The 13,653-nt window shown below is 67.2% G+C and carries 17 protein-coding genes; 7 read left to right on the top strand and 10 right to left on the bottom strand.

Features of this window, described 5'->3' with window-relative positions; translation table 11 throughout:
• Nucleotides 1–63: 63 nt before the first annotated feature.
• Nucleotides 64–621, bottom strand: coding sequence for a methyltransferase family protein (locus B3E91_RS12705; RefSeq protein WP_273232669.1), 558 nt, complete (start codon nt 619–621; stop codon nt 64–66).
• Nucleotides 622–718: 97 nt separating this feature from the next.
• On the opposite strand from B3E91_RS12705, the gene B3E91_RS12710 reads away from it, so the two are divergent.
• The 6 genes from B3E91_RS12710 to B3E91_RS12735 are packed head-to-tail and all read left to right on the top strand — an operon-like array spanning nt 719 to nt 5,107.
• Nucleotides 719–1,126: a beta-hydroxyacyl-ACP dehydratase gene (locus B3E91_RS12710; RefSeq protein ID WP_090225622.1), complete on the top strand. Its 408-nt coding sequence runs from the start codon at nt 719–721 to the stop codon at nt 1,124–1,126.
• Nucleotides 1,119–2,003 carry an ABC transporter ATP-binding protein gene (locus tag B3E91_RS12715; protein ID WP_287029773.1) on the top strand — a complete coding sequence of 295 codons (885 nt, stop codon included), beginning with the start codon at nt 1,119–1,121 and terminating at the stop codon, nt 2,001–2,003. Before B3E91_RS12710 ends, B3E91_RS12715 begins: the two co-directional genes overlap by 8 nt.
• The gene (locus B3E91_RS12720; RefSeq protein WP_287029774.1) at nt 2,000–3,187 is read left to right on the top strand and encodes an ABC transporter permease; all 1,188 of its coding nucleotides are present in this window, start codon (nt 2,000–2,002) and stop codon (nt 3,185–3,187) included. Before B3E91_RS12715 ends, B3E91_RS12720 begins: the two co-directional genes overlap by 4 nt.
• A complete protein-coding gene (locus tag B3E91_RS12725) occupies nt 3,169–3,435 on the top strand; it encodes an acyl carrier protein (RefSeq protein ID WP_090225617.1) in 267 nt (88 codons plus the stop codon). The genes B3E91_RS12720 and B3E91_RS12725 overlap by 19 nt, the downstream gene beginning before the upstream one ends.
• Complete coding sequence (locus B3E91_RS12730; protein WP_287029776.1) at nt 3,432–4,544, top strand: beta-ketoacyl synthase N-terminal-like domain-containing protein; 1,113 nt, start codon at nt 3,432–3,434, stop codon at nt 4,542–4,544. Before B3E91_RS12725 ends, B3E91_RS12730 begins: the two co-directional genes overlap by 4 nt.
• On the top strand, nt 4,541–5,107 hold the full coding sequence (locus B3E91_RS12735) for a hypothetical protein (RefSeq protein WP_287029777.1): 567 nt from the start codon (nt 4,541–4,543) through the stop codon (nt 5,105–5,107). Before B3E91_RS12730 ends, B3E91_RS12735 begins: the two co-directional genes overlap by 4 nt.
• A 488-nt stretch (nt 5,108–5,595) precedes the next feature.
• Here B3E91_RS12735 and B3E91_RS12740 read toward each other — a convergent pair whose 3' ends face one another.
• From B3E91_RS12740 to B3E91_RS12755, 4 genes are read right to left on the bottom strand one after another with little or no spacing between them, the layout of a single operon-like run.
• Complete coding sequence (locus B3E91_RS12740) at nt 5,596–6,597, bottom strand: BtrH N-terminal domain-containing protein (RefSeq protein WP_287029779.1); 1,002 nt, start codon at nt 6,595–6,597, stop codon at nt 5,596–5,598.
• Nucleotides 6,594–7,001, bottom strand: a complete 408-nt coding sequence (locus B3E91_RS12745) for a hypothetical protein (protein WP_287029781.1) — start codon at nt 6,999–7,001, stop codon at nt 6,594–6,596. The genes B3E91_RS12740 and B3E91_RS12745 overlap by 4 nt, the downstream gene beginning before the upstream one ends.
• Complete coding sequence (locus B3E91_RS12750) at nt 6,991–8,148, bottom strand: beta-ketoacyl-ACP synthase III (RefSeq protein WP_287029782.1); 1,158 nt, start codon at nt 8,146–8,148, stop codon at nt 6,991–6,993. Before B3E91_RS12750 ends, B3E91_RS12745 begins: the two co-directional genes overlap by 11 nt.
• A gap of 17 nt (nt 8,149–8,165) precedes the next feature.
• Nucleotides 8,166–9,083, bottom strand: a complete 918-nt coding sequence (locus tag B3E91_RS12755; protein ID WP_287029783.1) for a dialkylrecorsinol condensing enzyme — start codon at nt 9,081–9,083, stop codon at nt 8,166–8,168.
• A gap of 90 nt (nt 9,084–9,173) precedes the next feature.
• On the opposite strand from B3E91_RS12755, the gene B3E91_RS12760 reads away from it, so the two are divergent.
• A complete protein-coding gene (locus tag B3E91_RS12760; protein WP_287029785.1) occupies nt 9,174–9,557 on the top strand; it encodes a DUF2141 domain-containing protein in 384 nt (127 codons plus the stop codon).
• Between the two features lies 1 nt (nt 9,558).
• Here B3E91_RS12760 and B3E91_RS12765 read toward each other — a convergent pair whose 3' ends face one another.
• The 5 genes from B3E91_RS12765 to metK form a co-directional block, all read right to left on the bottom strand.
• Complete coding sequence (locus tag B3E91_RS12765) at nt 9,559–10,095, bottom strand: lipocalin family protein (protein WP_287029786.1); 537 nt, start codon at nt 10,093–10,095, stop codon at nt 9,559–9,561.
• Nucleotides 10,096–10,106: 11 nt separating this feature from the next.
• A complete protein-coding gene (gene bamE / locus B3E91_RS12770) occupies nt 10,107–10,358 on the bottom strand; it encodes an outer membrane protein assembly factor BamE domain-containing protein (RefSeq protein WP_282341027.1) in 252 nt (83 codons plus the stop codon).
• Nucleotides 10,359–10,390: 32 nt separating this feature from the next.
• Nucleotides 10,391–11,011 carry a DUF924 family protein gene (locus B3E91_RS12775; protein WP_287029827.1) on the bottom strand — a complete coding sequence of 207 codons (621 nt, stop codon included), beginning with the start codon at nt 11,009–11,011 and terminating at the stop codon, nt 10,391–10,393.
• Entirely contained in the window at nt 11,001–12,014 is a 1,014-nt protein-coding gene (locus tag B3E91_RS12780) for a class 1 fructose-bisphosphatase (RefSeq protein ID WP_090225601.1), read from the bottom strand. The genes B3E91_RS12775 and B3E91_RS12780 overlap by 11 nt, the downstream gene beginning before the upstream one ends.
• 443 nt (nt 12,015–12,457) lie before the next feature.
• Nucleotides 12,458–13,648 (bottom strand): methionine adenosyltransferase, encoded by a 1,191-nt coding sequence (gene metK / locus B3E91_RS12785; RefSeq protein WP_287029787.1) that lies wholly within the window; start codon nt 13,646–13,648, stop codon nt 12,458–12,460.
• Nucleotides 13,649–13,653 lie beyond the last annotated feature (5 nt).

Consider the following 13,653-nt stretch of genomic DNA (forward strand, 5'->3'; position numbering starts at 1 on the left):
GGCCGAACTCGGGATGACCGTCGGTTCATTTATCTGCCGACCGCGATCCGCGCCATCCAGGCATCAGAAAACGTAGGGAATGAACATCCGGCTGCGCTGCATGTAGAGGCGGTAGGCCTCGCCGAAATAGGCCAGGCATTCGCTCTCGTCGCGCCGCGCCGCCCGGTGCAGCAGCACGCTGGCGACGCCGGCCAGGAGCAGCGTCAGCGGACCGATCTGCTTGCAGCAGATGCCCCAGGTCAGCAGTAGGAGGGAGCAGTAAAGCGGATGGCGGATGAAGCGGTAGATCCCGCCAGTCACCAGTTGCGAGGTTCGCTCGAAGTCGAACAGTTCGGCGTCGGTGCGCCGGCCGCGGTTGGGCCGACCGTAACGCAGCAGTTGGTAGAGGCCGAGGAACAGCACCGCCAGCGAGCCGAACAGCAGGACCCAGGACACCTTCTGATGCAGCGCGAAGCGGTCCTCGAACCACACCGGCGCGTTCACCACGAACAGCGCGAGCATCGCCTCCCAGGCGAAGAAACGGTAGAACCCATGCGAGTTCGGCCGGCGCAGGGCCTGCCACGAGACGCCTGTCAGAACCAGGCTTCCCAGCAGGAATCCCAACCATTGCTGCCACATCATCCCTATTCCTTCTCCCGCCCTGATCGTCCGGGCCCGACACCACGCGGCCGCCGACCCCTCTGTTACACTGCCAGCCCCTTCGCTGCGACCGCAAGCAATGGACCGCGATCAACTGCACACGCTGCTGCCGCATCAGGGTGAAGCCCTCTGGCTGGATCGCCTGATCGAGCACGACCCCGCGCGCATCATCGGCCTCACCGCCTGGCATCACCTCGCTGCGTTCGGCGAAGAGGCCTCGCCCTGCCTGCTGTTCGAAGCCGCCGCGCAGCTGTGTGCGGCGCATGGTGCCCTATATGGCGCCGACGATTCCATCGAGATGGCGCTGGTCGGCAAGCTCTCGCACCTCCTCCTGCATCACGAACCGCAACGCCGCGACGGAGCCCTGCAGGTCAGCGCGACGCAGGAGGCCCTGAGCCCGGCCGGTGCGCTGTACGCCTTCGCCGTGCATGCCGAGGGGCGCCTGCTGCTGGACGGCAAACTGCTGCTGGTGCTGGTCCATGCTTGAACTGGAAGGGCTCGGTTTTCGCTATCCGGGCGCCGAGTCGGCGGCGCTGGAGAACATCCACCTGCAGCTGGAACCGGGCCAATGCCTGGGGCTGCTCGGCAGCAACGGCGCCGGCAAGACCACCCTGCTCTCGCTGATCAGCGGCGTGCTGCAGCCGCAACAGGGCGAGATCCGCTGGCGCGGCCCGCGTCTCCTGGCTCTGGTGCCACAGCAACTGGCGTTCTACGCCGGCCTGAAGGTGCGCGAGAACCTCGAGCTGTTCGCCGACCTCTACCGCCTGCGCGGCGCCGAACGCCGCGACCTGATGGAACGCTGCATCGCCAACACGGCGCTGGAAGACAAGCTGTCGCGCCGCGCCGAGCGACTCTCCGGCGGCGAGCAGCGCCGCCTGAACTTCGCCATCGGATTGCTGCAACCGGCCGCGCTGTACCTCTTCGACGAAGCCACCGTGGGCGTCGACGCGCGCAGCCGCCAGTTGCTCCTGGGCGCCGTGGAGGCGCTCACCGCCAGCGGCAAGGCGGTGATCTACACCAGTCACTACCTCGAGGAAGTCGAGCGCGTGGCGCAACGCATCTTCCTGCTGCACGAAGGCCGCGTGCGCCTCGATGTGGACAAGCGGGAGTTGCTCGGCGATGAACACGGCCTGTTGCTGGAGTGGCCCCGACAGGCTCCGCCCGGCCTGGATGAGCTGCTCGCCGGGTTGCAACTGACGGCGGAGACGATCCCCAACGGAATCCGCATCGCCGCGCTGGACGGCCATCAGCTCCAGGCCATCAGCGACTTCATCGCCAGGCAGGACGAGTTGCCCAGCCTGCTGCGCTTCGGTCGCCCGTCGCTCGAGCAACTGTACCTGCGCCTCAACGGAGGAAGGCTGTGAGACTGCGCGCCCTGGTCCGCAAGGAAGGGCTGCTGCTGGCCCGCGATCCGCATGCGCTGGCGGTGCTGTTCATCATGCCGGCGCTGTTCCTGCTGCTGATGGCCTTCGCCATGTCCAGCTACCTGCAGGACCGCCCGCCGCCGCTCAGCCTGGTGCTGGAGGCGCCGCAGGCCAGCGACTCGAGCCGCTTCTTCGCCGACGCCCTGCAGGCGCAGCTGCCCGACAGCCGCCTGCTCGCCGACAGCCCCGAGGCGCTGAGCCGGGTGATCCTCCCGGCGGACTTCGACAGCACATTGCTCGATACGCCGCACCAGGGGCCGACGCTGAGCTTCCCGGCGCGGGTCGACAGCCTGTCGCGCCAGCGCGTGCGCGGCGCGGTGACCATCGCCCTGGCGCAGACCCGCCTGCTCGCCTACCTGCAGGACAGCGGCGCGCTGGACGGCGACCTCACGCCGACGCAGCGCCTGCAACTGGTTCAGGAGCGCACGCAGAGCACGATCGAGGAACAGGACCAGTTGCTCAGCGGCGAGCTCAGCGGCCGCGCCAATGCCACCCAGCTGAGCGTGCCGGCCTGGCTGATCTTCGGCATGTTCTTCGTGGTGCTGCCGATGGCGGGCGGATTCCAGCGCGAACAGGCGAGTGGCACCCTGCTGCGCTTTCGCGGCCTCGGCCTGAGCCTCGCCACGCTGGCCCTGAGCAAATTGCTGCCCTACCTGGCGATCAACCTGCTGCAGTTCGCCCTGCTTCTTGCCCTCGGTCACTACGGGCTGCCGCTGCTCGGCCTGCCCGCGCTGAGCCTGCCCGGCAGCCCGTTGGCCTATGCCGTGCTGGCGCTGAGCATCGGCCTCGCCACCGGCAGCCTCGGCTTGTTGCTGGCGGCCCTGGCGCGTAGCGCCGAACAGGCGCTGTTGCTCGGCGGCGGGCTGAATATAATCCTCGCCGCGCTCGGCGGGATCATGGTCCCGAAGAGCGTGATGCCCGCCGCGATGGCCCGACTGGCCGATCTTTCGCCGATGAGCTGGGCGCTGGACGCCTTCCTGACCCTGCTGGTGGGCCACGGCTCGCTGGCCGACGTCGCCCCCTACTGCGCGCGCCTGCTGCTCTTCGCCCTGGTGCTGGGCGCTGGCGGGTTGTTCCTGTTCCGTAAACGAGTGCAGCAAACGCAATGGACAACACACAACTAGAAGAACAGCTCAAACGTCTGCTGATCGTCGAATGCGACAAGGAAGACGATATCGACTGGCAGAGCATCACCGACGACGAGCCGCTGTTCGGCCAGAAAAGCCGGGTACAGATGGACAGCCTCGACGCCCTGCAGGTCTCGCTGGCGCTCCAGCAGCACTACAACGTGCGCATCGAAGGCGCCAAGGACGGCCGGCGCATCCTCAACAGCATCGCCAGCATCGCCGCCTTCATCAGGCAGCAGCAGTGACGCCGGTCTACCTGCAGCGCGGCGCCCTGCACTGCGCGCTGGGAAACGACCTGGCCACCGCCAGCCGGGCACTGCGTGAAGGTGAGCGGGCGACTGGCCGCGAGTTCGTGCTGCATGAAGTACAGCAGCCGCGCACCTACCTGAATGTACCGGCGAGCGAGGAAAGCCTCGACCAACGCCTGGATCGGCTGCTGGGCGAAACCCTCGGCGCCGATTGCGGCGTGCTGGACGACTGCCTGCTGATTGTCGCCAGCACCGCGCTGGATATCGTCGAGCTGGAAACCCTGGCGGCGGAGCGCGGCGGGTTCGTGCCAGACGACTCCACCTCACTGGATCGGCTTGCCGGGCAGCTGCGCGAGCGCTGGGGGTTCGCCGAGGCTTACACGCTGAACACCGCCTGCACCAGCGCCGCCAACGGCCTGCTGTATGGCGCCCGTCAGTTGGCCGCCGGGCCGTTTATCCGTGTGCTGGTACTAGCCTTTGAAACGCCGAGTGCCGTGGCCATGCAAGGCTTCGGCGCCCTCAACCTGCTGAGCCCCAGCGGCCGCTACCGTCCGTTTCACCCCGGGCGCGACGGCCTGGTGCTCGGCGAAACCTACTGCGCCGCCCTGCTCGGGCTGGAACCCGGCAGCGCGCCGCTGGCCCTCCTGCTCGGCGGCTTCAGCGCCTGCGACATCACCAGCCTGACCACCACCCGCGAAGACGGCAGCCATATCGACTGGGTGATGCGAAAAGCCCTGGCCAGCGCCGGGCGCGATGCCGGCGATATCGCCCTGATCAAACTGCACGGCACCGCCACCCAGGCCAACGACCACGCCGAAACCAACGGCATGCTCAGCCTCTATCCCGAGCGCATGCCGGCGCTGTGCGTGCTCAAACCCTGGCTCGGCCACACCCTCGGCGCCTGCGGCCTGAGCGAAACGCTGCTGTTGATGCACGCCCTGCAACAGGGGCCGTTGCCGGGGCTGGACTACGCCACCGAGGCCAGCCTGCCGCTTGGCAACCAGCCCGTGCACCTGGCCGATGACGCGTTGGTGCTGGCCAACTTCTTCGGTTTTGGCGGCAACAACGCCAGCCTGGTGCTGCAAGGCTGCGGGGGTGAGCAATGACGGTCATCGCCGCCAGTGAAATCAACGGCCTGGCCACGACCGGCGACAAGGACCTGAAAGCCGCGCTGAGCCAGCACCTGAGCAACCCGCCGCGGCGCATCGACCGGCTGATCTTTCAGGCGCTGCTGGGCGGTGCGTTGATCAAGGCAGGCATCCGCAGCGACTGCGGCCTGTACCTCGCCTCCCACCACCCCGCTCGGCCGACCATGATCGCCCTGCTGGAATCGGTGTGCGTGCAGCACAAGCAGCCCAAGCCGTTCGAGTTCGTGAACAGCGTCAGCAATGCCGCCGGCTTTCATGTGGCGCAGCAGTTGGGGCTGGAAGGACCGAATCTGTTCATCGGCGCCGGGGCGAAGGTGTGGTCGCAGCTGTCGAATCTGGCGCGGCTGGATTTGCAGGATGGGGTGGTCAGCCAGGCGCTGCTCCTGGTCGTGGATGAGCGCGGGGATTTTTGTGTGCGGGGGGTGTTGCTGGAGGGGCGCGATGTTCCGGCCGCCGATAGCTTCGAAGCGCTGACGGCGGGGGTTGAAGTGCGACGCCTCGCGCTCGGCGCCACGCTCTGACCCGCCGCCCTCTCCCCTAGCCCCTCTCCCGCAAGCGGGCGAGGGGAACTGATCGCAAATCTCCCGGCCAACGCGGCCTGGCCCCCTCTCCCGCTTGCGGGAGAGGGCGGGGGAACCGACCACCTATCTCCCAGCCAACACGGACTGGCCCTCTCCCGCTTGCGGGAGAGGCCGGGGGAACCAATCACCTATCCCCCAGCCAACGCTGGCTGGCCCCCTCTCCCGCTTGCGGGAGAGGCCGGGGGAACCGATCACCTATCTCCCAGCCAACGCGGACTGGCCCTCTCCCGCTTGCGGGAGAGGCCGGGGGAACCGATCACCTATCCCCCAGCCAACGCGGACTGGCCCCCTCTCCCGCTTGCGGGAGAGGGCGGGGGAACCGATCACCTATCCCCCAGCCAACGCGGATTGGCCCCCTCTCCCGCTTGCGGGAGAGGGCGGGGGGAGAGGGCCAGCCAACGCACGATTCGCTCGGCCATACGCCGGCATCAGCCCTTGCGCTTCGCCCACGCCCCCAGTTCTTTCATCAACGCCCGCTCCTGCAAGGCAATCCCCCGCAACGAATCGGCAATCGGCGCGAAGTTCGGCGCTTCGGTTTTGCTGCGGCTGGCCCGTACACAGGCCGAGGCAAACTGGCGCCAGTCGTCACCGATGGCGGTCAGCTGTGCCGAGGCTTCACCCAGGGTCGCGTCGCCCAGCTTCTCGCCGGCCTCCTGGAGGAAGCTGGCGTACATGAAGCGAAAACCCGCACCGCCGGTGCCGATCTCTTCCTGCATGCGCACGATGTGGGTCAGGTACAGCCGGTTGTACTTGGCCTGCGCCGGATCTAGCCGGGCGACGCGATCGGCCAGGTGCTGGATGCCGCGAATGCCGATCCACGGCAGCGGCATGCCGTCGAGGATGCGCGTAGTGGCCAGCACGCTCTTGCGGATCAGGCGATCCCAGTCCTGTTCCAGCGGCACGTCGTCGAGCCAGTACATCAGGCCCTTGGCGGCCAGCGCGCCCTTGGCGAAGCGCGCCTTCTGCAGATCCTCGGCGGCGCAGCGCATCGGCTGCTCGAACACCGGGTCGCTGATCAGGTACTCGTTGCCCTCGCGGCCGTAGGCCAGCAGGTTGTGCGCATTGAAGTGAAAGCGCATTTCCGGCGGGAAGTACGGCAGCCAGAACACCGAACTCTGCAGACCGGCGAGGCGCCCGGCGTCGAGCGCCGCGTCCAGTTCGCGGCGGCCCTGCTCCGGGTTGCCGAAGGTGCGGCTGTGCAACCGCGCGCCGAGGCGCTTGCTCAGGGTTTTGATCAGGTGACGCGGCGGCATGCGGTAGGCGATCAGCGGCATGCCGCTGAGCTTGACGATCGGCAGGTAGGCGAACGCCAGCCCGGAGGCCAGGCCGAACGCCATCGGCTCGCTCATCGGCAGCCCGGCGTGGGTCAGCAGGCTGGCCATCACGCCACTTTCGCAATGGGCGCTCTGGCGGTGTTGGAAAACGGTCATGCCAAATCCTTCTGGTAGCCCAGCAGTTCCTCGAGCGGCAGACCGAACGCCTCCGCGTAACGCGCCAGGATCGATGCCGGCAGACGGCGGTACACCTCCGCACGGAAGTGCCGGCGGATGCGCCACTGCCAGAGGCCGGTGATCTGCCCCAGCGCCGGTTCGTCCAGACGATAGCGGTACATCAGGCATTTCAGCGGCGATGCCTCGCCACGCTGCCAGGCGCCCAGCGCCTCGGCCTCGTGGGCCTCCATCTCGGCGACCGCCAGTTGCGTGGCATAGGCCTCGGGCTCCCAGCCATCGCTCTGCGCGCGCTGGTAGTGGCCGCTGGCATCCACCGCGTAGACCAGCTTGCTGTGCCCGCCGTAGGTGGAGCTGTGGTCCTGCGGGACCTCGTCAAGCTTCATCGCCGACCACCGTCAGGTGCATGAAGGCGCTGGAGAAGCGCCCGCTTTCCGGCACGTAGCAGAGCAGCCGCTCGCCGCTGCGCAGGCCGCCGCCGTTGAACAGCTCCTCGAGCATGATGAAGATCGAGGCCGCGCCGGTGTTGCCCTTGCGGGTCAGGTTGGTGAACCAGCGTTCCTGGGGGATCGGCAGATCGGCGTTGGCCAGGCCGACGGCGAGGCGCTCGCGGAAGAACTGCGAGGAGTAGTGCGGGAGGAAATGCTCGATGTCGCCGACGCGCAGTTCGCGGCGCGCCATGATCCGCTGCAACGCCTGCTCGACGGTGTACTTGACGATGTTCTCGTTGAGCAGCTTGACGTTCTGCTTGATCGCCATCACCGAGCGGCGGTTGCGTTCCTCGGCGTCGAAGCGGCTCCAGCCCGTCAGTTGGTCGTCCTGCATGTCGGCGCCGGCGTACATGCACGGCGGCATCTGGTCGGCGAAGGAGTAGATGTCGATCCAGTCGACGCGCAGGCTCAGCCCGCGCGCATTCGGCTGGCCCTGCAGGAGCACCGCGCCGGCGCCGTCGGAGAGCATCCAGCGCAGGAAGTCCTTCTCGAAGGCGATCTCCGGGTGGCTTTCCAGGTCGTCGACGCGGCTTTCGTATTCGGCGTTGAAGTTGCGCGCCTGCATCAGCGTCGAGGCCACCTCCGACCCGCAGGCCACGGCGTGGCGGCTCTCGCCGCTGGCGACGCTCATCCAGGCGTATTTCAGCGCGCTCATGCCGCACAGGCAGATACCGGCGGTGGACACCACCTCACAGGGGGGATTGCCCAGTTCGCCGTGAACCATCACCGCGTGGTTGGGCATCACCTGATCGGGCGAGGAACTGCTGGCGACCAGGCAATCGAGCGCGTCCAGCTCGAAACCCTCCCCGGCCAGGCCGCGGATCGCCTCGGCGCTGAGCTGCGCGTTGCTCATGCTTGGCTCGCCCGTGGCGGGGTCGATCACGTAATGGCGCTGGGTGATGCCGTTGCTGCGCAGGACCAGCTTGCGCGCCCGCGACGGCTTGCCGCCGACCAGGCCCAGGCGCGCCTCCATCTGCTCGTTGTCGACGGCGTCGTGGGGCAGGAAGGCACTGATGCGATTGATGAATACAGGTTGAACCACGGGATTCCTCGGTCAAGTCACTCGCCGGACGGGCCGGCGAAGTAGTCCTTTTGACGCTGCGTCCGCGCCTTGAACAGCGGCGCCAGCACCTTCTTCAGCAGTGCGCCGACGGGCACCACGGTGATGATCAGGCTGATCAGAAAGACGATATAGAGCACCAGCCCGGCGCCGCGTCGACGGCTCTGTTGCGGGCCCAGCGCGCTGAGCAGGCGGCTCCACAGCTGAAAGCTGCGGTTGCCCACGGTCTCGCTGCCGATCAGTTTCTCGTCCACCTTCACCGCACCGAGCCCACGCAACATGGGTTGTTCGAGTGGCAGCGCATCGGCCGACAGGCGCCGCGCGATGGCCTCGCCAAAACGGCTGGCCGCGCTGATCTCCGCGTCCGCGATACCGGCTTCAGGCACCCAGTGATAGGGCTTGCGGCGGCCGGTGAACATCCACAGCGGCGTGGCGAGGAAGCTGGCGGCGGTACCGCATGCATCGGTGAGGGCAACGTTGTCGAGCAGACGCGCGCCCAGCTGTGCCAGCCTGGCCTTGACCTTCTCCTGCGCCATCAGCCACATGTTGCGACAGCCGATCAGCGTCACCACGGGCCGCCCGCGCAGCAGGCGCGCCGCCTCCGGTGACGCGAGGAAGCTGGTCAGCGGTAGTGACGGCGAAAGGAACCAGACCTGGTAGGCAAGGATGATCAGGTCGTAGTCTTTCCCGGCATCCACCGCCAGAGGCCGCAGCGGCTGCGGCTTCATCAGCACGGTTTCGGGAAAGATGCGGAAAAAACCGAGAAACGGCCAGGGGAACGGGTAAGGTTGGACGGGCTCGAGCGGCAGGAAATCCACCTGGATGCCGGCATCCGCCTGCAACGGCGCGCAAACCGATTGAACCAGCCGATTCAACTGGCCGGTTTGCGAGTAATGGACCACCAGCACCTGACGCATACCCTGCCAATTCCCTGCAAAATGTTGCGAATTATGCCACAGACCTTTTTTCGAACCGTAACCCGGACGACATATTGCGCGCTGCTATGGATGGCCCTGGGCGGGACGGCGTTGGCCGGCGATATCCGCCTGGTTCTCGAGGGACGACAGAAGGCCGGCGACGTGCACGTCGCGCTGCTGCCTGGCGACAACAGCCCGGACTGGGCGGAGCAGCCCCTGCGCACGCTGCAGGGCAACGAGGCGGTTCTGGTGCTGCGCGAAGTGCCCGCCGGCCACTACGCCGTGCAGGTCTACCAGGACCTCGACGGCAACGGCCAACTGAACCTCAGTCCACGCGGCCTGCCGCTGGAGCCGGTGGGGTTTTCCGGCAACCCCTCGCTGCTAGGCGGCAAGCCCCGACCCGAGCAGTGCCTGTTCACCCACGGCGAGCGGGACACCGTGCTGAGCATCCGCCTGCAAAGTCGCCGCCAGTAGGCTACGGCTGTCGCCAGATCAGCTGGCTGACGTCGTATCCCTGCTCGCGGGCCACGCCGAGCAGGCGCTCGCGGGTGGCGGCGTCGACCTCGGGCGTGCGCGAGAGCAGCCACAGGTACTTGCGGTTCGGGTGGCCGACGAGCGCGGTGCGGTAGTCGTCGTCCAGGTAGAGCACCCAGTACTCGCCGCGGGTCAGGTTGGGGAAGAGCCTGCTGAACCAGTTGTCGAAACGCACCCAGAGCTTGTCCGTGCGCCCCTCGACCTGCGGCACGGCCTCGCCGACCGCCTCCTGCCATTCGCCACTGGCGGTCTTGCAGCGGTTGCGCACGCCGACGGCGCCATCGGCCCGCAGGCTGTAGCGGGCCTCGGACTGCACGCAATTGCGCTGGAAGAACATCGGCAGGCGCGCCAGTTCGTACCAGGTGCCCTGGTAGCGCTGCAGGTCGACCGCAGCGACGGTACGCGGCGGCGATGGCGCATCGCCGGACGCGCAGGCGCTGAGCAGCAGGGCGGCGAAGACAGCGAATAGCAGGCGCATGGCGAACTCCTTTATTTGAGGCCCTGGCCGGAGAACATCACCACCTTGCCGGCGGCGTACTGCACGCTGATGAAGGTTTTCTGGTCGCCCCAGGTGCAGCTGGACACGCCCATGGCGCCTGAACATTCGGTCGGCTCGCCGAGCAGCGCCTCGACTTCGGCCTTGCTCATGCCGGGGCCGATCTTGGCGTAGTTTTCCTGGTTGATCTTGCTGCAGCCGGCTATCAGCAGGCAGGCCAGTACGGCGGAGAAGCGCAAGGACATGGTGTGATGCTCCTGATTGGAAAGACCGCGGCTCAGAAGCGCGAACCGGGCCGACGCAGAAAGTCTTTTTCCTCCTCGGTGGACAGCCGACCGAGGATCTCGTTGCGATGGGGAAAGCGACCGAAACGGGCGACGACGTCGCGATGCTTGCGGGCGAAGGCGAGGAAGTCGTCGAAGATCGCGCGCTCCTCGTCGCGGTGCAGGTCCGCGAGTGCGGCGAACGCCACCACGCCGCGTTCCTGGCGACCGAGGTCCTCGGCGTGCTCCAGCACCAGGTAGCAGAACACCTGCCGGATCGGCGCCAACGCGCCTGCCAAACCGTGCGCCAGGCCGCGATCGAGCAGCGCCTGGGCAGCGGCGTCACCGGCGAAGGCTTCGGGCTTGCCGCGATGGATCATCCGGGGAAGCTGGTCGAGCAGGATCAGCAGCGCCAGCCAGCCGTCGGGCGTCTGCGCCCAGTCGCTCAGCCCGCCCTGCAACGCCTGGGCGGCGAGCCCGCCAAAGCGTTCGCGGGCTTCGGCATCCTGAGCCTGGCGGTAGCCGAACCACAGGCGGTTCCGCTGCGCGGCGATCTGGCTCGCCGTGCCGCCCTCGCCGAACCACCACTGCAGCAGCGGTTGCCAGGGCGCAGGCGTTCCGGAGTCAGGCCTGATGGTGATACCCGGTGACGCGCTCGACCTCTTCCTTGGAGCCGAGGTAGACGGCGACACGCTGGTGCAGCGAGGTCGGCTGGATATCGAGGATGCGCTGGTGGCCGTCGGTGGACGCGCCGCCGGCCTGCTCGATCAGCATCGACATCGGGTTGGCCTCGTACATCAGGCGCAGCTTGCCGGGCTTGGACGGATCGCGCGAATCGCGCGGGTACATGAACAGGCCGCCACGGGTCAGGATGCGATGCACGTCGGCCACCATCGAGGCGATCCAGCGCATGTTGTAGTCCTTGCCCAGCGGGCCGGCCTTGCCTTCGAGCAACTCGTTCACGTAGCGCTGCACCGGGGCTTCCCAGTGGCGCTGGTTGGACATGTTGATGGCGAACTCGGCGGTGCTTTCCGGTACGCGGATGTCGTCGTGGGTGAGCACCCAGCTGCCCATCTCGCGGTCCAGGGTGAAGCCCTTCACGCCGTCGCCCAGGGTCAGGATCAGCATGGTCTGCGGACCGTAGATGGCGTAACCGGCGGCAACCTGCTTGGTGCCGGGCTGGAGGAAGGCTTCCTCGCCCAGCGGCTCGTTCTGGCTGAAGCATTCGCCCGGGCAGCGCAGCACCGAGAAGATGGTGCCGACCGAGACGTTGACGTCGATGTTAGAGGAGCCGTCCAGCGGGTCGAACGTGAGCAGGTAGGCGCCTTTCGGATACTGGCCGGGAATCTGGTAGGCGTTGTCCATTTCTTCGGACGCCATGCCGGCCAGGGTGCCGCCCCACTCGTTGGCTTCCAGGAGGATTTCGTTGGAGAGCACGTCGAGCTTTTTCTGCACTTCGCCCTGCACGTTCTCGGTGCCCATGCTGCCCAGCACGCCGCCCAGCGCGCCCTTGGAGACCGCATGGCTGATTTCCTTGCAGGCGCGCGCCACCACCTCGATGAGGAAGCGCAGGTCAGCCGGCGTGTTGTGACTGCGGGTTTGCTCGATCAGGTAGCGGCTGAGGGAAACGCGGGACATGGAGGACTCCAGGTATGAAGGGGGGGAAAACCCGCGCAGTTTAGCGCGACTCGGCAGGCAATGCTGCGTCAGACCGGGCTACCCCCGCGGAGTTCAGCGAAGCGGCGCAGGGCGTCTCGCCCGCGGGGTTCGTCCATCACGCGCCTTATGCCCGCAGCGCGCAGCGCCAGCACCTTTTCCCGCGCCCATGAAAAAGCCCCGCCGGGGCGGGGCTTCTGCTCAACTAGAAGACAGAACCAGCTCACGATCTCGCGAGCTAGAGCCAGCCAAGGCCTGGGTGGCCCCGCGGAAATGCCTGAGGACGCGGAGTTTACGAGTTGTAAATGAGCAGTACTCGTTTCACTCGCCCTCCGGACCGCGATGAAGCGCGTTAGCCGCAAGCGGCTTACCGAAAGCATTTCCAACGCCGGATGGCCGACGCGCAGCAAATCGTGGGTTGGTTCTTACAGGCCGGCGGCGGCGCGCAGTGCCTCTGCCCGGTCGGTCTTTTCCCAGGTGAAGGTGGTGAAGGTGTCGTCGCCCAGCGTGACCTGCTCCGGCGTGCGGCCGAAGTGGCCGTAGGCGGCGGTGGCCCGGTACATCGGGTGCAGCAGGTCGAGCATCTTGGTGATCGCGTAGGGACGCAGATCGAAGTGCTCGCGGACCAGGGCGATGATCTTGTCGTCGCCGATCCTGCCGGTGCCGAAGGTGTTGATCGAGATCGAGGTCGGCTGGGCCACGCCGATGGCATAGGACACCTGGATTTCGCAGCGCTCGGCGAGGCCGGCGGCCACGATGTTCTTCGCCACGTAGCGGCCGGCGTAGGCGGCCGAGCGGTCGACCTTGGACGGGTCCTTGCCGGAGAACGCGCCACCGCCGTGACGGGCCATGCCGCCGTAGGAGTCGACGATGATCTTGCGCCCGGTCAGGCCGCAGTCGCCCACCGGCCCGCCGATGACGAAGTTGCCGGTCGGGTTGATGTGGAACTGGGTGCCCTTGTGCAGCAGCTCGGCCGGCAGCACGTGCTTGATGATCAGCTCCATCACGCCGTCGCGCAGGTCGGCCAGCGTGACGTCCGGGTTGTGTTGGGTGGACAGCACCACGGCGTCGATGCCGACCACCTTGCCGTTCTCGTACTGGCAGGTGACCTGGGATTTCGCGTCCGGGCGCAGCCACGGCAGCAGGCCCGACTTGCGCGCCTCGGCCTGGCGCTGGACCAGCGCGTGGGAGAAACGGATCGGCGCCGGCATCAGCACGTCGGTTTCGTCGCTGGCGTAGCCGAACATCAGGCCCTGGTCGCCGGCGCCCTGGTCTTCCGGCTTGGCGCGGTCGACGCCCTGATTGATGTCCGGGGACTGCTTGCCGATGATGTTCATCACGCCGCAGGTGGCGCCGTCGAAGCCGACGTCGGAGCTGGTGTAGCCGATGTCGCAGATGACGTCGCGGACGATCTGCTCCAGGTCGACCCAGGCGCTGGTGGTGACTTCGCCGGCGACGATGGCCACGCCGGTCTTGACCAGGGTTTCGACGGCCACGCGGGCGTGCTTGTCCTGGGTGATGATGGCGTCGAGGACGGCATCGGAAATCTGGTCGGCGATCTTGTCCGGATGTCCTTCGGACACCGACTCGGAGGTAAACAGGGAATATTCGCTCATCGATC

It is taken from the genome of Pseudomonas sp. UBA6310 (genome assembly GCF_002438225.1).
GTDB lineage: Bacteria > Pseudomonadota > Gammaproteobacteria > Pseudomonadales > Pseudomonadaceae > Pseudomonas_O > Pseudomonas_O kuykendallii.

Excerpts from the sequence above, each read along its gene's own strand:
- bamE (WP_282341027.1), bottom strand. The coding sequence starts at position 10,358 with ATGTCCTTGCGCTTCTCCGCCGTACTGGCCTGCCTGCTGATAGCCGGC.
- B3E91_RS12755 (WP_287029783.1), bottom strand. The coding sequence starts at position 9,083 with ATGCGTCAGGTGCTGGTGGTCCATTACTCGCAAACCGGCCAGTTGAAT.
- B3E91_RS12780 (WP_090225601.1), bottom strand. The coding sequence starts at position 12,014 with ATGTCCCGCGTTTCCCTCAGCCGCTACCTGATCGAGCAAACCCGCAGT.
- B3E91_RS12760 (WP_287029785.1), top strand. The coding sequence starts at position 9,174 with ATGGCCCTGGGCGGGACGGCGTTGGCCGGCGATATCCGCCTGGTTCTC.
- B3E91_RS12745 (WP_287029781.1), bottom strand. The coding sequence starts at position 7,001 with ATGAAGCTTGACGAGGTCCCGCAGGACCACAGCTCCACCTACGGCGGG.
- B3E91_RS12725 (WP_090225617.1), top strand. The coding sequence starts at position 3,169 with ATGGACAACACACAACTAGAAGAACAGCTCAAACGTCTGCTGATCGTC.
- B3E91_RS12705 (WP_273232669.1), bottom strand. The coding sequence starts at position 621 with ATGATGTGGCAGCAATGGTTGGGATTCCTGCTGGGAAGCCTGGTTCTG.
- B3E91_RS12765 (WP_287029786.1), bottom strand. The coding sequence starts at position 10,095 with ATGCGCCTGCTATTCGCTGTCTTCGCCGCCCTGCTGCTCAGCGCCTGC.
- B3E91_RS12740 (WP_287029779.1), bottom strand. The coding sequence starts at position 6,597 with ATGACCGTTTTCCAACACCGCCAGAGCGCCCATTGCGAAAGTGGCGTG.
- B3E91_RS12710 (WP_090225622.1), top strand. The coding sequence starts at position 719 with ATGGACCGCGATCAACTGCACACGCTGCTGCCGCATCAGGGTGAAGCC.
- B3E91_RS12715 (WP_287029773.1), top strand. The coding sequence starts at position 1,119 with ATGCTTGAACTGGAAGGGCTCGGTTTTCGCTATCCGGGCGCCGAGTCG.
- metK (WP_287029787.1), bottom strand. The coding sequence starts at position 13,648 with ATGAGCGAATATTCCCTGTTTACCTCCGAGTCGGTGTCCGAAGGACAT.
- B3E91_RS12735 (WP_287029777.1), top strand. The coding sequence starts at position 4,541 with ATGACGGTCATCGCCGCCAGTGAAATCAACGGCCTGGCCACGACCGGC.